We start from the raw sequence: 16932 nt of genomic DNA on the forward strand, positions 1-16932 counted from the left end.
AGGCTTCGTCTAGGATCCGCCTTCTTTTAAGCTCCGGCTTGCTGTTCAAGCCCCGAACCATGAGAACCCGCCATGACCCGCACCGTGATCACGTCCGATAAAGCCCCTGCCGCCATCGGTCCTTACTCCCAGGCCATCAAGGCCGGCAATACCGTCTACATGTCCGGGCAGATCCCGCTGGACCCCAAGACCATGGAACTGGTCGAGGGCTTCGAGGCGCAAACCGTGCAGGTGTTCGAGAATCTCAAGTCTGTAGCCGAAGCTGCGGGCGGCTCGCTCGCCAATATCGTCAAGCTGAATATCTTCCTCACCGATCTAGGCAACTTCGCCGCCGTCAATGAGGTCATGACCCGTTACTTCCAGGCGCCGTACCCTGCGCGTGCCGCCATCGGCATCAGCGCCCTGCCCAAGGGCTCGCTGGTGGAAATGGACGCGATTCTGGTGCTCGACTGATCCATTGCGAACCCTCAGCGCACCTCTATCTCCACCCGGCGATTACGCACTTCGGGTGTTGCATCCGGTGTGCTGACCAACAGGTCCAGCTCGCCCAGCGAGCGGACCTGCATTCTCGCCTGCAGCCCCTGCGCCCGAAGCCGTTCGGCAACTGACTGCGCACGCTGCAGGCCGATTCTGAGATTGGCCTGCCTAGGGCCGAGCGTGTCGGTGTGGCCGGTGACGACCACCAGTGGATGCTCACGCTGGCGCACTGCATGCAGCACCTGATCGAACACCTGCTCCGCGAAGATGCTCGGCTGCCCGTCGGCCTCCATGCGCACCACGAAACGTTCCGCCGGTTCCGGCCGCATTGCCAGCGCTGCGGCGAAATCTTGCCGCAATTGCCAGTCGCCTGGTGTGAAGGGCGAAGCGCCGGCCGCCAACGGTATCGCCAGGCCGGTCTGTTGCAGGGTTCGGCTGCGCTGACCGTCTAGTACCGTCACCTCGGCTCCGGCGGGATCTTCCAGCAGCGCCACGTAAGAGCGCTGGGCACAACCCGCCAGCGTCATGACCAGCAGCGAGACCGCAATTACGCGCCTCACCGGCTCACCTTCAGCAACGCATGGCCGGCACGCACCCTGACGCGCGCATCAGGCGTTCGCAGGTTGATCGCATCTGGATCGAGTCGGGTGATGGCCCCGCTCTCAATGCTCAATGTGCCCCGCTCGAAGCGCGCCTCCAGAGCGAAGGCTCCAATGGCCGGCGTGAAGCGATAACGCTCCAGGTGCAGCTCGCTGTCCGGCCCGAAGGACATGACCGTACCGTCTTCGAAGATCACTGCCAGGCCGCCCCCAGGGCCGCTGTGCAGCGTCATGCCCTCGATCACTGCCTGTCCCGGCAGCAACTCGCTGGTGATGCCCCGGCTGGTGACCAGAGCCTCGCCACTGACTCGGGAAATATAGCCGGCAGGGTCCGGCAGCGGTTGCGCCACGAGCGCAACTGGCCACAGGCAGAGCCCTGCAACCGCCAAACGAAACAGGTCGCGCAAACAGGCCATCCGGCACTCCAAAAGTGACTACTCCGATCGCCCGTAGAACCAACAAGAATGTGACGCTCGTCTAAAAAGGCCCGCCATTCGTCGCATCGCCACTTACTCACGGCGCCTTGCCGTATCCTCGTCCACGGTCGGTTCCCTGCTATCCGACCAGCGGTCGGCATCAAAATTCATTTGCATAAGCCGCGCCGCCGCGCCTGCCTTGGTGCTTCCGGGCGACTCGCCCGAAAACTGTGGTCCGTCCGCCAAGGGCGGTTGTTTTATGACGCCTCGGGCTTGCCCCGCCTGGATGTGAAATGAAAAAACCCCATTTGCCGCAAGGCCGCCGTCGTGGCCTGCTGTCCGTTGCGCTGGCGCTGGTAGTAGCCGTTGCGCTGGGCTACTGGCAGTTGAGACCCGATACCCCCGCCGCGCCTGCCACCGATGTCAGCACCAGCATGCTGCAGCAGCTGGATGCTTCGAAAAAACCCTGGCTGGAAAATCGCCGCGATCTCTCTACCCTTCTCGGCGACCTGCGCGGCCAGACCATCAGCAGCGCCGCACTGAGCAAGAACGCCATCTACGTCACGCGTGTCGATGGCCTGAATTACTGGGTGCCAGACCAAGCCGGTCACGTTGCGCAATTGCTGCTCGATCACTATGCAGCCGCCCAAACCCCGGTATTTCCACTGGCACTGTTCGAAACCGATGGCGAAGCGCCCTGGTATAAGTCCGTGCTGCCCTATACGCCTTTTATTCTGGCGATGATCGGCGTACTGGCTTACCTGTTCGTGAAAAACCAGTCCTTCAACGTGCAGCGCAAAGGCAGCGGTATCGGCTTTGATGACGTCATCGGTGCCCATGAAGCCAAGCAGGCGCTGAGCGATATCACCGCGTATCTGCGCGATCCCAGTACCTATGCCGCTCTCGGTGCCCGTCCGCCCAAGGGTGTGCTGCTGACCGGCGAGCCGGGCACCGGCAAGACTCAGCTGGCCAAGGCCCTGGCCAGCGAATCCCACGCCAGCTTTATCCAGGTGACCGGCAGCGACTTCTCCTCGATGTATTTCGGTGTCGGCATCCAGAAGGTCAAGGCGCTGTTTCGCACCGCGCGCAAGCAGGCGCCGTGCATCATCTTCATCGACGAGATCGACGGCATCGGCAAGCGCGCCGAGCAGCAGCGCTCCAGCGATGCGGAGAGCAACCGCATCATCAACCAGTTCCTGGCCGAAATAGACGGCTTTGACGCGGCCAGCGGCGTGCTGGTGCTGGGCGCCACCAACTTCCCCAACTCGCTCGACCCGGCCTTGGTGCGCGAAGGCCGTTTCGACCGCTCCATTGCCGTCGGCCTGCCCGGTCTCGACGACCGCGAGGCGCTGTTTCGCCTCTATGCCGGCAAGATCCGCGCGACCGACGCGCTGGACTATCCCCAGCTGGCGCGCAATACCGTCGGCCTGACACCTGCGGCCATCGCCCATATCGTCAACCATGCGGCGCTGCTGGCGGCGCGTGCTGGCGAGCAGCAGGTGGACATGGCGCACTTTATCGACGCCATCGAGACCTGCCGCATCGGCGAACAGCCGAGCGGTGTCACGCCGCTGTCAGGCAGCGATCGTAAGCGCATTGCCGTGCATGAAGCCGGCCATGCCCTGGTGGCCGCGGCACTCAAGGTCGGCCGGGTGGAAAAGGTCACCATCCTGCCGCGTGGCCAGGCGCTGGGTGTCACCCTGGTGACGCCGGTGGAAGACAAGCGCCTGCATATGGCATCCGAACTGCGCAATCGGATCCAGATGCTGCTGGCAGGTCGTGGCGCCGAGCTGCTGTATTTCCAAGAGTCGTCCTCGGGCGCCGGCCAGGATCTGCAGGAAGCCTCGAAAATCGCTCTGTCGATGGTCGGCGCGCTGGGCATGGGCCCGAACGGCTCGCTGCTGAGTTTGCAGGCCGTGCGTGACGCCCATATCGAGTTCGATTCGGCCGAGTCGATTCGCGCTGCCGATGAGCTGCTCAAGCAGCTGGATCGCGAATGCCAGGCGCTTTTGCAGCGCATGAAACCGGCGCTGGATGAGATCACCGCGCGGCTGCTAGCCGAGGAAACCGTGCCAGGTGAACAGATTCTGCAGGCCATCGAACGCCTGCCCGAGCATCACTACGAAGCTCGCGTCAGCTCGATCATCGGGCATGCCATGAGCAGCATCGACCGGGTTGCTGCCAGCGCCCTGGAGCACGTCGAGCAACTCGAACTGACGCCGATCGAGCCTGAAAAGGATGACGGGCCGGGGATGGTCTGATCAGCCTGCGCGCCGGGAACCAGGCCGCCGTTACTGTCTATCCGTAGGGTGGATAAACTCGCGAAGCGATTTTCCACGCGTAGCGCGCCAGTAAAGAGCTTGCCCAAGTCGTACGTCGTTCGCGTGGATGGCTTCGGCCATCCACTCAGATCATCACCAGCCGGTTCGGTAGCTGGTTGCGCGCATGGGTAGCCGGAACATGCTGCTTGAGCAGCGACCCGCAGGCCTCAATGCAGCCAAGGAAGCCTTCCAGTACCTGGCCGTCGTGCACCTGCTCGGTGAAGTTGGCAACGATGGCTTCCCAGGCGCTGTTGTCGATGCGGCTGGAAATTCCCCGGTCCACCAGTATTTCGACGTAACGCTCGGCCTCGGAAACGAAAATCAGGATGCCGGTGCCGCCCTCGGTGTGATGCAGATTCAGCTCGATAAACTGCCGCCTGGCCAGATTGCAGGCGCGCCAATGGCGCACCGGGCGCGGAATCAGGCGCGTCGTCAGACTGGGGAAGCGAAACAGCAACGCCAGCACGATAAAGGTTGCCCACTGCACCAGCAGCAATTGCCAGGCGCTCATCGCAGCCGTGAAGAACAGCGCGGCGCCCGGTACCACCAGTGCGATCAGGCCGGCCCATAGCAGCGGAATATAGTGATAGTCATCGGCCTGTTCGGCCAGCACAGTGACCAGCTCCGCATCGGTGTCGCGCTCGATGCGGTCGATGGCATCGGCCACCTGCTGCTGCTCGCTTTGGGTCAGTAGAGTCATTGCGCTTTCATCCTTTGATCACCAGCCACCCGAGGCACCACCGCCACCAAAACCGCCGCCTCCACCGCCAAAGCCGCCTCCTCCGAATCCACCTCCACCGAAGCCGCCGCCGCGGCTCATGCCGCCCAGCAGTGCGCCAAGCAGCAGCGCACGGCGTCCGCCGCCACGCCCACTGCGACCGCCGCCGATAACGAAGATTGCCACCAGCATCAGAAAGAATGCCAACACCCCGAAGCCACCTGGCTGCTCGGTGCCCATCGGCATCACCGGGCGCATAGCCGCGCTTTTCAGCGGATCGCCACCGAGCACCTGAACCATCGCTTCGGCGCCTTCGATGATGCCGCGGGCGAAGTCGCCCTGCTGGAACGCCGGTACGATGATGCCGTTGATGATCATCGCCGACTGCGCATCGGTCAGCCGCCCCTCGAGCCCGTAGCCGACCTCGATACGCACCCTGCGGTCATCCCGGGCGACGATCAACAACGCCCCGTTGTCCACGCCCTGCTGGCCAATGCCCCATTCACGGCCCAGCTGCAGACCGAAGTCCTCAATGCTGCGGCCTTGCAGATCGGGCACGGTAACCACCACCACCTGCTCGCTGCTGGCCTGCTCATGTGCCGCGAGCATGCTGGTCAGCCGCGCCTCAGCCTGCGTGTCGAGCAACTCGGCGTTATCCACCACTTGCCCGGTCAGCGCCGGCAGTTCCGCTTCCTGAGCGAAGACGGAGCTGGCGCAGACCAGCAGCAGCGGAAACAGCAGGCGCCTGGCAATCATTGAAACTGCACTTGCGGCGCCTGATCGGCGTTCTCGGTGGTCGCCTCGAAGTTCTCGCGAAGCGGCATGTCGCTGTACATCAGGGTGTGCCAGATGCGGCCGGGGAAGGTACGAATCTCGGTGTTGTAGCGCTCTACCGCGGCGATGAAATCACGCCGAGCCACTGCAATGCGGTTCTCGGTGCCTTCAAGCTGCGACTGCAGAGCCAGGAAGTTCTGATTGGACTTGAGTTCCGGGTAGCGCTCCACCACCACCATCAGCCGGCTTAGCGCGCCACTCAGCTGATTCTGCGCCTGCTGGAACTGCTGCAACTGCTCCGGGTTGTCCAGGGTATTGGCATCGACCTGAATGGACGTAGCCTTCGCCCGGGCCTCAACCACCGCGGTCAGGGTTTCCTGCTCCTGGCGGGCGAAGCCCTTGACCGTCTCGACCAGATTCGGAATCAGATCGGCGCGTCGTTGATACTGGTTTTCCACTTGCGACCAGGCGGATTTAACCTGTTCATCGTACTGGGGAATGTTGTTGATGCCGCAACCGGCCAACAACCAGGACATAAGAACAACAGTCGCCAGCTGCCAGGTGAAACGGGAATGCTGCCTTTGCATGGTGCGCTCTTCCGCTAGAAGGGTGTCCACCATAAGAATGGCGAAGCCGCTCCAGAGTTCAGCGCAGTTTCCGGGGCGCTCGGCTCAGATCACCCCAGCCTGGCGCAGGGCGGCGATCTGCCGGGCGTCCAGCCCCAGCAGATGCTGCAGCAATGCCTCGCTGTGCTCCCCCAGCAGCGGCGGCGCGTGGCGATAGCTGACCGGCGAGGCCGAGAGGCGCAGCGGGCTGGCCACCTGAGGCACGCTGCCGGCCTGGGAATGCGGCATATCGAGCCTGAGGCCACGGTGCCGGACCTGAGGGTCGGCAAATACCTGCGCCACATCGTTGATCGGCCCACAGGGCACCCCGGCCCGCTCCAGTTCGGATACCCATTCGGCGGTGGTGCGAAATACCGTGACTTGGCGAATCAGCGGAATCAGCTCGGCCCTGTGGGCGACGCGCGCCTTGTTGCTGGCGAAGCGCGGGTCGTCGGCCCATTCGGGTCGCCCCGCCACCGTGCAGAACTTTCGAAACTGCGCGTCATTGCCGACCGTGAGGATGAAATCGCCATCGGCCGTGGGAAAGTCCTGATAGGGGACGATATTCGGATGCGCGTTGCCCATGCGCTTTGGCGCAACGCCGGTGGTGAGGTAGTTCAGCGCCTGGTTGCCGAGGCAGGCGACCTGCACGTCCAGCAGCGCCGTATCGATATGCTGGCCCTCGCCCGTGCGTTCACGGTGGGCCAGCGCCGCCAATACGCCGACCGTGGCGTAAAGCCCGGTGAGGATATCGGTCAGTGCCACTCCGACCTTCACCGGTCCAGCGCCCTGCTCGGCATCGCTGCGCCCGGTCAGGCTCATCAGCCCGCCGAGGCCCTGGATCATGAAGTCGTAGCCGGCACGCTGGGCGTAGGGTCCATCCTGGCCGAAGCCGGTGATGGAGCAGTAGATCAGCCGTGGGTTGATCGCCTTCAGGCTCGCGTAATCCAGCCCATAAGCCGCCAGCCCACCAACCTTGAAATTTTCCAGCAGCACATCGCTCTGCGCCACCAGCTGGCGAATGAGGCGCTGGCCCTCGGGCTGGGTGAAATCCACCGTCAGCGACTGCTTATTGCGATTGGCACTCAGGTAATAGGCCGCTTCGGCGGTATTTTCGCCCTGGCTGTCCTTGAGAAATGGCGGACCCCAATGACGGGTATCGTCGCCACTGCCGGGGCGCTCGATCTTGATGACCTCGGCGCCCAGATCACCGAGGATCTGCCCGCACCAGGGCCCGGCGAGGACACGAGAAAGATCGAGAACACGAATATGAGACAGGGCGCCGGACATATATTAAGCCTCGATCTGAACGCGACGAAAAAACCGGCAGGAGCACCGTAGGGTGGATGACACTTTACCCATCCGCCTTGAGCGGCCAGCGGTGGATGAAAAGAACCTCATCCACCCTACGGTCAGAAGAACGCCTGAATGCCCGTCTGCGCACGACCGAGAATCAGCGCGTGCACATCGTGGGTGCCCTCGTAGGTGTTCACCACTTCCAGGTTGACCAGATGCCGGGCGATACCAAACTCGTCGCTGATGCCGTTGCCGCCCAGCATGTCACGGGCCGTGCGGGCGATATCCAGCGCCTTGCCGCAGCTGTTGCGCTTCATGATGGAGGTGATTTCCACCGCCGCCGTGCCCTCGTCCTTCATGCGCCCCAGGCGCAGGCAGCCCTGCAGCGCCAGGGTGATTTCGGTCTGCATGTCGGCCAGTTTCTTCTGGATCAGCTGATTGGCAGCCAGCGGGCGGCCGAACTGCTGACGGTCCAGCGTGTATTGGCGAGCGGTGTGCCAACAGAATTCAGCTGCGCCCAGGGCGCCCCAGCTGATGCCGTAGCGGGCGCTGTTCAGGCAGGTGAAGGGGCCTTTCAGGCCGCGCACATCCGGGAAGGCGTTTTCCTCGGGGCAGAACACGTTGTCCATGACAATCTCGCCGGTGATGGAGGCGCGCAAGCCGACCTTGCCGTGGATCGCCGGCGCACTCAGGCCTTGCCAACCCTTCTCCAGCACGAAGCCGCGGATGGCGCCCTCGTCATCCTTGGCCCAGACCACGAAGACATCGGCGATAGGGCTGTTGGTGATCCACATTTTGCTGCCGGTCAGGCGATAGCCGCCGTCGACCTTTTTCGCCCGGGTCGCCATCGAGCCCGGATCGGAGCCGTGATCCGGCTCGGTCAGGCCGAAGCAGCCGATGTATTCGCCACTGGCGAGTTTGGGCAGGTATTTCTGCCGGGTCGCCTCGTTGCCAAACTCGAAGATCGGCACCATTACCAGCGAGGACTGCACGCTCATCATCGAGCGATAGCCGGAGTCGATGCGCTCCACCTCGCGGGCGATCAGGCCGTAGCAGACGTAGTTCAGGCCGCTACCACCGTAGGCTTCCGGCAGGGTTGCACCAAGCAACCCGGTTTCGCCCATTTCGCGGAAGATCGCCGGATCGGTGCGCTCATGGCGGAAGGCTTCCAGCACCCGCGGTGCCAGCTTGTCGGCAGCGAACTGGGCGGCGCTGTCACGCACCATGCGCTCTTCTTCGGTGAGCTGCTGGTCGAGCAGCAGCGGGTCGATCCAGTTGAAACTTGCCTTGCCGGACATGGGGAATCCTCTGAATTGTTATTGGTGCAGGCGCTGAACAGACGGTTGAGCAGGTTGTTGAAACCTAGGCGAGGCCGGCAAGACGACCAGCGGAAGTAGCAGCCGAAGGCAGGCCCGAAGGGTGAGTGCAACGAGCCTGCTTCTGCGCCGTATTGCCAACGCCGCCAGTTCAAGGCCTGTTAGAGCTTGATCCAGGTGGCCTTCAGCTCCGTGTACTTGTCGAAGGCATGCAGCGATTTGTCGCGACCATTGCCTGATTGCTTGAAGCCTCCGAAGGGAGCGGTCATATCGCCGCCGTCGTACTGGTTGACCCACACACTGCCGGCACGCAGCGCACGGGCGGTGCGATGGGCCTTGGACAGATCCGCCGTCCACACGGCCGCAGCCAGGCCATAGGGTGTGTCGTTGGCAATGGCCACGGCTTCCTCGGCGCTGTCGAAGCTGATCACGGAGAGCACCGGGCCGAAGATTTCTTCCTGGGCGATCTTCATGGCGTTGCTGACGCCATCGAAAATCGTCGGTTCGACGTAGAGGCCGCCGGTTTCTTCAAGGGTACGCTGACCGCCGATCAGCACCTGCGCGCCGGCCTCACGGCCGGCCTCGATATAGCCGAGCACCGTATCCAGCTGCTGGGTATCCACCAAGGCGCCGACGTTGGTCGCCGGGTCCAGCGGGTTGCCCGGTGTCCAGCCCTTGAGCGCCTCCACCACCAGTGGCAGGAAACGCGCCTTGATCGAGCGTTCCACCAACAGCCGCGAGCCCGCGGTACAAACCTCGCCCTGGTTGAAGGCGATGGCACCAGCCGCCGCCTCGGCAGCTGCGGCAAGGTCCGGCGCATCGGCGAAAACGATGTTCGGACTCTTGCCACCCGCCTCCAGCCAGACGCGCTTCATGTTCGACTCGCCGGCATAGACCATCAGCTGCTTGGCAACCCGTGTGGAGCCGGTGAACACCAGAGTATCGACATCCATGTGCAGCGCCAGCGCCTTGCCCACAGTGTGGCCGTAACCCGGCAACACGTTGAGGACGCCCGGCGGAATCCCGGCCTCAACGGCCAGCTGCGCCACACGAATGGCTGTCAGCGGAGACTTCTCCGACGGTTTGAGCACCACCGAGTTGCCGGTGGCCAGCGCCGGGCCCAGTTTCCAGCAGGCCATCATCAGCGGGAAATTCCACGGCACGATGGCCGCAACCACCCCCACCGGCTCCCGCGTAACCAGCCCCAGCTGGTCATGGGGCGTGGGCGCCACCTCGTCGTAGACCTTGTCGATGGCCTCGCCTGACCAGCGCAGCGCCCGCGCCGCACCGGGAATATCCACTGCCAGCGAGTCGGAAATCGGCTTGCCCATATCGAGGGTTTCCAGCAATGCCAGCTCCTCTTTGTGAGCCTCCAGCAGGTCGGCAAAACGGATCATCACCGCCTTGCGCCTGGCCGGCGCCTGGCGCGACCAGATGCCGGACTCGAAAGCCGCCCGCGCGCTCTGCACCGCCTGTTCGGCATCCGCTGCACCGCAGCTGGCAACCTGCACCAGCACCCGGCCATCGATGGGGCTGATGCAGTCGAACGTGGCCCCGTCAGCAGCGGCCGTGTACTGCCCTTGGACGAAAGCCTGGCCTTCGATACGCAGGTCGCGGGCACGCTGCTGCCAGTCGGCAAGAGTCAGGGTGGTCATGGTGCTTCCTCGGTCAAATAGTCCAACGAATAGAAAGGCACCCTAAACCAGCGGCGCCAAGGCTATCAATATATTTTACGAAGTCAGGCTATCGGCCTTGTTTTGTGCGTTTTATTAAACATAGACTCGGGCCAACGGCTGTGCGGAAGGCGGTTGTACGTATCAGCTTAGCCCTCATTGCTGCAAGACTGGAGCGACCATGGCCAACCACCCGCACGCCGAACATTTCTGGATGCCCTTTACCGCCAACCGCCAGTTCAAGGCCAACCCACGCCTGCTGGAAAGCGCCCAGGGGATGTACTACACCGACACCAGCGGCCGCCAGGTGATCGACGGCACCGCCGGACTCTGGTGCTGCAACGCAGGCCACAGCCGGCCGGAAATCACCGAGGCGGTAAGCCGGCAGATCGCCAAGATGGACTTTGCGCCGACCTTCCAGATGGGCCACCCGCTACCCTTCGAGCTGGCCGAACGGCTGGTGGAGATCGCCCCGCCAGGCATAAGCCGGGTGTTCTTTACCAATTCCGGCTCGGAATCTGCCGACACCGCATTGAAGGTTGCCCTCGCTTATCAGCGCGCCATCGGCCAGGGCAGCCGTACCCGGCTGATCGGACGTGAGCTGGCCTACCACGGCGTCGGCTTCGGTGGCATCTCGGTGGGCGGAATGGGCAACAACCGCAAAGCCTTTAGCAGCGCGCTGCTTCCCGGTGTCGACCATCTGCCACACACGCTGGACATGCAACGCAACGCCTTCACGCGTGGCCTGCCGGAGCATGGCGCGGAGAAGGCCGATGAACTGGAGCGGCTCATCACCCTGCACGGCGCCGAGAACATCGCGGCAGTGATCGTCGAGCCCATGTCCGGCTCGGCCGGGGTGATCCTGCCGCCGCTGGGCTATCTGCAGCGGCTGCGCGAGATCACCCGAAAGCACGGGATCCTGCTGATCTTCGACGAAGTCATTACCGGTTTCGGTCGCGTCGGCAAGGCCTTCGCCGCTCAGCGCTGGGGTGTCACTCCGGACATCCTCACCTGCGCCAAGGGCCTGACCAACGGCGCGGTGCCCATGGGCGCGGTGCTGGTATCAGATGAGATCCAGCAGGCCTTTATGCACGGCCCGGAAAGCGCCATCGAGTTCTTCCACGGCTACACCTATTCGGGGCACCCAGTAGCCTGCGCCGCGGCTCTGGCAACTCTGGATATCTACCAGCGCGAGCAGTTGTTCGAGAAAGCCATCGAGCTGGAGGACTACTGGCAGGACGCCTTGTTCAGCCTGCAGGACCTGCCCAACGTGACCGATATCCGCAGTGTCGGCCTGGTCGGCGGAATTCAGTTCGCAACTCACGCCGATGGCGTCGGCAAACGCGCTTATGAGGTGTTCCGCCAGTGTTTCGAGGACGGCCTGCTGGCACGGGCCAGCGGCGATACCATTGCGCTCTCACCTGCGCTGATCGTGGAACGCGAACAGATCGACGCGATGATCGAGCGCCTGGCTGGCGCAATTCGCAAGGTCGGCTGACAGCGGATTGCCGTTGTGCCCCGTCAAGCCGCGACGGCAGGCTCGCGACTGCATTCAGCGCGAGGAGGCGGCTTCACAGAAGCAGCGCCGCCCCCACCGACCCCGTGGGAGCGGCGCCCTCACCGCGAAGCGTTAACCACAACGGGATCCAGAAACGAAAAAACCCGCCGAAAGGCGGGTTTTTTCTTCAAGGGCCGATCAATTACTTGATCTTGGCTTCCTTGTAGATCACGTGCTTGCGCACGACCGGATCGTACTTCTTGATTTCGATCTTGTCGGGCGTAGTGCGCTTGTTCTTGTCGGTGGTGTAGAAGTGGCCGGTACCGGCGCTGGACACCAAACGGATCAGGTCACGCATGATAGTTCTCCTTAAACCTTTTCGCCGCGAGCGCGAAGTTCAGCCAGAACGGCGTCGATACCGCGCTTGTCGATCACACGCATGCCCTTGGCGGTCAGGCGCAGACGAACGAAGCGGTTCTCGGACTCGACCCAGAAGCGATGATGCTGCAGGTTCGGCAGAAAACGACGACGGGTTTTGTTGTTCGCGTGGGAAACGTTGTTCCCGGTTACCGGACCCTTACCGGTAACTTGACAGACTCTCGACATGCCTCAGCCCTCTAAAACCACATGCCCAACCCGGCATGGGTTGGCCGCTTGAATTCAAATGTCTTTTTTGGCGCTCAGCACCACGATTCGTTGGGGTCTTACCGGCTACGCTGCAAACGAACAAAGCGTGCCCCTAGAAAAGAGCGCTGCTTTATATCAGAAACCCCCCTTTGCAACAAGCGCGGATTGATTTTTCCGCTCAGGGGACATCACCGAAAAGGCGCCTGTTTTAGCCCTGCTTGCCCTTCGGAACAGAGCGTACGCTGTCCCAGGCAATCTCTGCCAACAGCTCGCGACAGTCGGACAAAGCAGTGCTGCTGCGCCCTGCCAACCAGTTGCGCGCCATGTCATGGGCCGGGCCGATCACCACCGAGACGAAACAGTCACCGGGCATCGGTCGGAAGGCACCCGCCTCACGATGCCGACGCAGCACCGCACCGATACGCTTGCCGTGATCGCGATTATGTTCGCGCAAACGCTCGCCCCACTCGCCTGCCTCCACCCTGCCACGATTGTGCAGAATGAAACGCGCCCAATCCGGATTGGCCACAACCCAGTCGATATAACAGGTGACGAACAGCTTCACGCAGGCTTCGGGCTGCAGTGTATCCACCAACCCGGCTTCCAGCAGCGCTGCATATTCACCGATGCCCTCAAGATAAAGCGCAGCGATGATCCGCTCGCGGTTGCCGAAATGGTGATAAAGGCTGCCAATGCTCGCGCCCGATCGGTCGCGGATCATTTCTATGGTGGTGGCATCCACGCCGTGCTCGGTGAAGCAGGCAAGCGCGGCCTGGAGGATTTCCTGTTTGCGTGACGACCGGGCCATCAGCTCTCCGACTTACTAGAATATTTTTCTAGAATTTTATTCTTGCGCTCGTATACTCGCCCATCGTCCCTTCCCGGGAAAGTGCGGAGAACAAGAAAATGGCAATACCCAAGCCCGAACTGCGCTGGATCGACAACGGCAACGGTCAGCACCTGGCCAGCCAGTGGTACGCGCCGGCCACAAAGCCCTGCGGCGCCGTGTTGATCGCCCCGGCAATCGGCGTCAAACAACGTTTCTACAGTGATTTCGCCACCTGGCTGGCCGGCCAGGGTTATCTTGCGGTGACATTCGACTACATTGGCATTGGCCAGTCGCGCCTCGGCTCACTGCGCAAGCTCAAGGTGGATGTCCTCGACTGGGCCCGGCACGATGCCAGCGCCATGCTCGACCAGCTCGCCAATGCGGCAGAGGACCTGCCGTCGTACTGGATCGGTCACAGCCTCGGCGCGCAGATACTGCCGATGGTCCGGGGCAACGAGCGCCTGGCGCGGATCATCACCATCGCAGCCGGCAGTGGTTATTGGCGCGAGAACAGTCCGCAGATTCGCAAGCAGGCCTGGTTTCTCTGGCACGCTCTGGCGCCAGTGCTGACCGGAGTCGCCGGCTACTTTCCAGGCGAGCGTATAGGCGCGGTGGGCGACCTGCCGGCCGGCGTGATCCGCCAGTGGCGCCGCTGGTGCCTGCACCCGGACTACCTGATCGGCATCGAAGGCGAGCCGGTGCAACGCGCCTTCGATGCCGTGCGTACACCGCTGGTGTCACTCTCGTTCAGCGACGACGAGATGATGTCGGCACGCAGTACCGAGTCTCTGCATGGCTTCTACCGGTCAGCCCCCAAGACCATGCACCGTATCGCCCCGCAAGATATAGGCGTGGCGCGCATCGGCCATTTCGGCTTCTTCCGCAAGCACTTCCAGGACAACCTGTGGGCGCCTCATCTGTTGCCGGAACTGCAGATGGAGCGACAGCTGGCCTGAGCTGCGAAATCATTAGGGCACCCTTGGAGCGGCGGAAAATTCCGCTTATGGGTTGGTCTTCAGTCGCGCGGCGCGCCGATCAGGAGCTGAGGATCGACCCGCAATAGACGTGCGGAGCGCTCGGCGGCCAGGCTCTGGGCTGAGGCATCGGCCGGCAGCGCCAGCAACAGGCCGGTCAGATTCAGCACCAGCGCCTCGCGGGTGAATACTTCGGCACCCAACCCGTAGTAGCCGGCAATCGCCTGGCGCAAGCCCAGCGGCAGTCGCCACTGGATACGCAGCGAGGAACCGAAACCTGCCGCGTGGGTACGCAGCAATGTCGGCAGCTCCTCAACGCCCAGCTCACCACCGCTGTCGAGCCAGTTCTGCAGGCTGCGCAGCACCGCCAGCTCGCCCAGGTTGTGCAGCAGGCCGGCGGTGTAGCAAAGGCTGGCATCCAGCTTCAGCCGGCGCGCCAGCCAGCCTGCGAGTTTGGCCGCGCGCTGGGCCTGCTTGCTGACGTGGGCGGCCTGCCGTGCCAGATCCGGGTCAGCCAGTTGCGCGCTGCCCTGGACCGCCATCTCCAGCACCAGATCCAACGAAAGCCTGACGCCCAGCCGCTGCAGCGCCTGGGCCAGGGTCTGGCAGTTACCGGCCTGCCCCGCGCTGTTGGCTACGCTGATCAGTCGCGCCGTGATCTGCGGGTCTCGGGAAAATCGCGCTTCAAGTACGTTCAGGTTGCGCTCGGCGGCACTCAGGCTATCGCCTACCGCCACCTGCACCGATTCGAGCAAAGGCGCACCCGGGTTGCTCTGGCGCATGCGCTCCAAGAAGGCTGCCAGGGTATCGGTAGGCGCCTGGATCGCGCGCCCAACTGACGGTGGCAGGAGCCTGTCCAGGCGCCGACTCAGACCTTCGAGGTCACAGGGTTTGCCCAGATAGGCTGCCAGCCCGAGCGGTATCGCGGCGCGTACGCTGGCCCGGTCCATACGCTCGCTGATAAGGATGCACGCCAGCTGCTGCCGCGGCGCCCGACGGCGCAACTCACGCAGCACGGCTCGTCCGTCCAGCCCGTCCAGTTCACCGTCGACAATCAGCAGCCGGGGCAGCTCACGCTTGCACGCGGCAAGCGCGGCGTAACCATCATGTACTTTGAGGATACGCAGCCGCGGGCGCAGGGACGCAACCAGCTGTCCGAGCTGGTCGGCACGCCAGGAGTCGCTGAAGGCGATCAAAACGAATGAAGCACTGACCGGAATGGGCACAGCATCCAGGATAAAAAGCGCGAGATAGGGCCTTTATTTTGAGCCGCCCAAGGCAAAAGGACCAGACCGTTAAGGCAGATCCTTTTGCCGCGCCCGGTTACAGACCCAGGCAGATGTACTTGATTTCCAGATAATCCTCGATGCCGTATTTGGACCCTTCGCGGCCCAGGCCGGAGGATTTCACACCGCCGAACGGCGCGACTTCCGTTGAGATCATCCCGGTATTGACGCCGACCATGCCGGACTCCAACGCTTCAGCCACGCGGAACACCCGGCCCAGGTCGCGGGCATAGAAGTACGCCGCCAGACCGAACTCGGTGTCGTTGGCCAGCGCGATGCCCTCGGCTTCGTCCTTGAAGCGGAACAGCGGTGCCAGAGGCCCGAAGGTCTCTTCCTTGGCCACCTTTGCCGTGTGCGGCACATCGATCAGCAAAGTCGGCTCGAAATAGCTGCCGCCCAGGCTGTGCGCCTTGCCCCCGGTCACCACCTGCGCGCCCTGGGACACAGCATCCTCGATGTGCTCCCGGACCTTGGCCGCGGCACGGTCGTCGATCAGCGGGCCGACATCGACGCCATCATCCAGGCCGTTGCCGATCTTCAACTTCTCGACCGCCGCCTGGAATTTCTCCGCGAAGGCCTTATACACGCCCTCCTGCACATAGATGCGGTTGACGCACACGCAGGTCTGCCCGGCGTTGCGGTACTTGGACTGCATGGCGCCCTTCACTGCCTCGTCCAGGTCGGCATCATCGAACACCAGAAACGGCGCATTGCCGCCCAGCTCCAGCGATACCTTCTTGATCCCCGGCGCGCACTGCTCCATCAGCTTGGCACCGATTTCGGTGGAGCCGGTGAAGGTGATCTTGCGCACAACGGGGTTGGACGTCAGCTCGCTGCCGATATCGCCGGCCGAGCCGGTGACTACGCTGAACACGCCTTTAGGGATACCCGCACGCTCGGCCAGCTCGGCCAGTGCCAAAGCGGAGAACGGCGTCTGGCTGGCGGGTTTAACCACCATGGTGCAACCGGCTGCCAGCGCCGGGCCGGCCTTGCGGGTGATCATCGCCGAGGGGAAGTTCCAGGGTGTGATGGCCGCCGTCACGCCGATGGGCTGCTTGATGACGATGATGCGTTTGTCCTTCTGATGCCCCGGTATGGTGTCGCCGTAAATGCGCTTGGCCTCCTCGGCGAACCACTCGATGAACGATGCCGCATAGGCGATCTCGCCGCGTGACTCGGTCAGCGGCTTGCCCTGCTCCAGGGTCATCAGCCGGGCCAGATCTTCCTGGTTTTCCAGGATCAGCTCATACCAGCGGCGCAGCGTCTGCGAGCGTTCCTTGGCAGTCAGATCGCGCCAGGCAGGCAGGGCGCGCTCGGCCGCCTCGATGGCACGGCGCGTCTCGGCCGCGCCCATCTTCGGCACGCTTCCAAGAACTTCGCCGCTGGCCGGGTTGCTCACCTCAATCGTCTGCCCGCCATCGGCATCAAGCCAGGCACCGTCTATATAAGCCTGCTGGCGAAACAGGGAAGAATCTTTCAGTTGCATGGTGCTCTCCTGAAGGCTTGCGCTGCCGGCGAAAGGC

The 16932-nt window shown here is 63.2% G+C and carries 17 protein-coding genes; 4 read left to right on the forward strand and 13 right to left on the reverse strand.

The window, feature by feature from the left end; genetic code table 11:
• Nucleotides 1-72 precede the first annotated feature (72 nt).
• Nucleotides 73-453, forward strand: a complete 381-nt coding sequence (locus BN1079_RS11505; protein ID WP_037024531.1) for a RidA family protein — start codon at nt 73-75, stop codon at nt 451-453.
• 14 nt (nt 454-467) lie between these two features.
• On the opposite strand, the gene BN1079_RS11510 is transcribed toward BN1079_RS11505, so the two are convergent.
• Together BN1079_RS11510 and BN1079_RS11515 are read right to left on the reverse strand one after the other, a co-directional pair.
• Complete coding sequence (locus BN1079_RS11510) at nt 468-1037, reverse strand: OmpA family protein (RefSeq protein WP_231850780.1); 570 nt, start codon at nt 1035-1037, stop codon at nt 468-470.
• On the reverse strand, nt 1034-1492 hold the full coding sequence (locus BN1079_RS11515) for a FecR family protein (RefSeq protein ID WP_037024533.1): 459 nt from the start codon (nt 1490-1492) through the stop codon (nt 1034-1036). The genes BN1079_RS11510 and BN1079_RS11515 overlap by 4 nt, the downstream gene beginning before the upstream one ends.
• 293 nt (nt 1493-1785) lie before the next feature.
• Here BN1079_RS11515 and BN1079_RS11520 point away from each other — a divergent pair, with 293 nt between their 5' ends.
• Nucleotides 1786-3753 (forward strand): AAA family ATPase, encoded by a 1968-nt coding sequence (locus BN1079_RS11520; protein ID WP_037024535.1) that lies wholly within the window; start codon nt 1786-1788, stop codon nt 3751-3753.
• 145 nt (nt 3754-3898) lie between these two features.
• Here the strand turns inward: BN1079_RS11520 and BN1079_RS11525 are convergent, their stop codons facing one another.
• From BN1079_RS11525 to BN1079_RS11550, 6 genes are all read right to left on the reverse strand, one after another.
• Complete coding sequence (locus BN1079_RS11525) at nt 3899-4513, reverse strand: TPM domain-containing protein (RefSeq protein WP_037024537.1); 615 nt, start codon at nt 4511-4513, stop codon at nt 3899-3901.
• 18 nt (nt 4514-4531) lie between these two features.
• Nucleotides 4532-5287, reverse strand: coding sequence for a TPM domain-containing protein (locus tag BN1079_RS11530; protein WP_037024539.1), 756 nt, complete (start codon nt 5285-5287; stop codon nt 4532-4534).
• Complete coding sequence (locus BN1079_RS11535; protein WP_037026853.1) at nt 5284-5892, reverse strand: LemA family protein; 609 nt, start codon at nt 5890-5892, stop codon at nt 5284-5286. The genes BN1079_RS11530 and BN1079_RS11535 overlap by 4 nt, the downstream gene beginning before the upstream one ends.
• An 84-nt stretch (nt 5893-5976) precedes the next feature.
• Nucleotides 5977-7200: a CaiB/BaiF CoA transferase family protein gene (locus BN1079_RS11540; protein WP_037024542.1), complete on the reverse strand. Its 1224-nt coding sequence runs from the start codon at nt 7198-7200 to the stop codon at nt 5977-5979.
• Nucleotides 7201-7322: 122 nt separating this feature from the next.
• Nucleotides 7323-8504 carry an acyl-CoA dehydrogenase gene (locus tag BN1079_RS11545; RefSeq protein WP_037024544.1) on the reverse strand — a complete coding sequence of 394 codons (1182 nt, stop codon included), beginning with the start codon at nt 8502-8504 and terminating at the stop codon, nt 7323-7325.
• Between the two features lie 179 nt (nt 8505-8683).
• A complete protein-coding gene (locus BN1079_RS11550) occupies nt 8684-10177 on the reverse strand; it encodes an aldehyde dehydrogenase (protein WP_037024546.1) in 1494 nt (497 codons plus the stop codon).
• Between the two features lie 199 nt (nt 10178-10376).
• On the opposite strand from BN1079_RS11550, the gene aptA reads away from it, so the two are divergent.
• Nucleotides 10377-11693, forward strand: a complete 1317-nt coding sequence (gene aptA / locus BN1079_RS11555; protein WP_037024550.1) for an omega-aminotransferase AptA — start codon at nt 10377-10379, stop codon at nt 11691-11693.
• A 202-nt stretch (nt 11694-11895) separates the two neighbouring features.
• Here aptA and rpmG read toward each other — a convergent pair whose 3' ends face one another.
• The 3 genes from rpmG to BN1079_RS11570 form a co-directional block, all read right to left on the reverse strand.
• Nucleotides 11896-12051 (reverse strand): 50S ribosomal protein L33, encoded by a 156-nt coding sequence (gene rpmG / locus BN1079_RS11560; protein WP_014854577.1) that lies wholly within the window; start codon nt 12049-12051, stop codon nt 11896-11898.
• Nucleotides 12052-12062: 11 nt separating this feature from the next.
• A complete protein-coding gene (rpmB, locus tag BN1079_RS11565; protein WP_037024553.1) occupies nt 12063-12299 on the reverse strand; it encodes a 50S ribosomal protein L28 in 237 nt (78 codons plus the stop codon).
• Nucleotides 12300-12528: 229 nt separating this feature from the next.
• Nucleotides 12529-13128, reverse strand: a complete 600-nt coding sequence (locus tag BN1079_RS11570; RefSeq protein ID WP_037024555.1) for a TetR/AcrR family transcriptional regulator — start codon at nt 13126-13128, stop codon at nt 12529-12531.
• Between the two features lie 98 nt (nt 13129-13226).
• Here BN1079_RS11570 and BN1079_RS11575 point away from each other — a divergent pair, with 98 nt between their 5' ends.
• Nucleotides 13227-14105, forward strand: coding sequence for an alpha/beta hydrolase family protein (locus tag BN1079_RS11575; protein WP_037024557.1), 879 nt, complete (start codon nt 13227-13229; stop codon nt 14103-14105).
• Between the two features lie 59 nt (nt 14106-14164).
• Here BN1079_RS11575 and BN1079_RS11580 read toward each other — a convergent pair whose 3' ends face one another.
• Both BN1079_RS11580 and gabD read right to left on the reverse strand, forming a co-directional pair.
• Nucleotides 14165-15349, reverse strand: a complete 1185-nt coding sequence (locus BN1079_RS11580) for an HDOD domain-containing protein (protein WP_037024559.1) — start codon at nt 15347-15349, stop codon at nt 14165-14167.
• A 97-nt stretch (nt 15350-15446) separates the two neighbouring features.
• Nucleotides 15447-16895, reverse strand: coding sequence for an NADP-dependent succinate-semialdehyde dehydrogenase (gene gabD, locus BN1079_RS11585; protein WP_037024561.1), 1449 nt, complete (start codon nt 16893-16895; stop codon nt 15447-15449).
• Nucleotides 16896-16932: the final 37 nt, after the last annotated feature.

The organism is Pseudomonas saudiphocaensis, from assembly GCF_000756775.1.
GTDB lineage: Bacteria > Pseudomonadota > Gammaproteobacteria > Pseudomonadales > Pseudomonadaceae > Stutzerimonas > Stutzerimonas saudiphocaensis.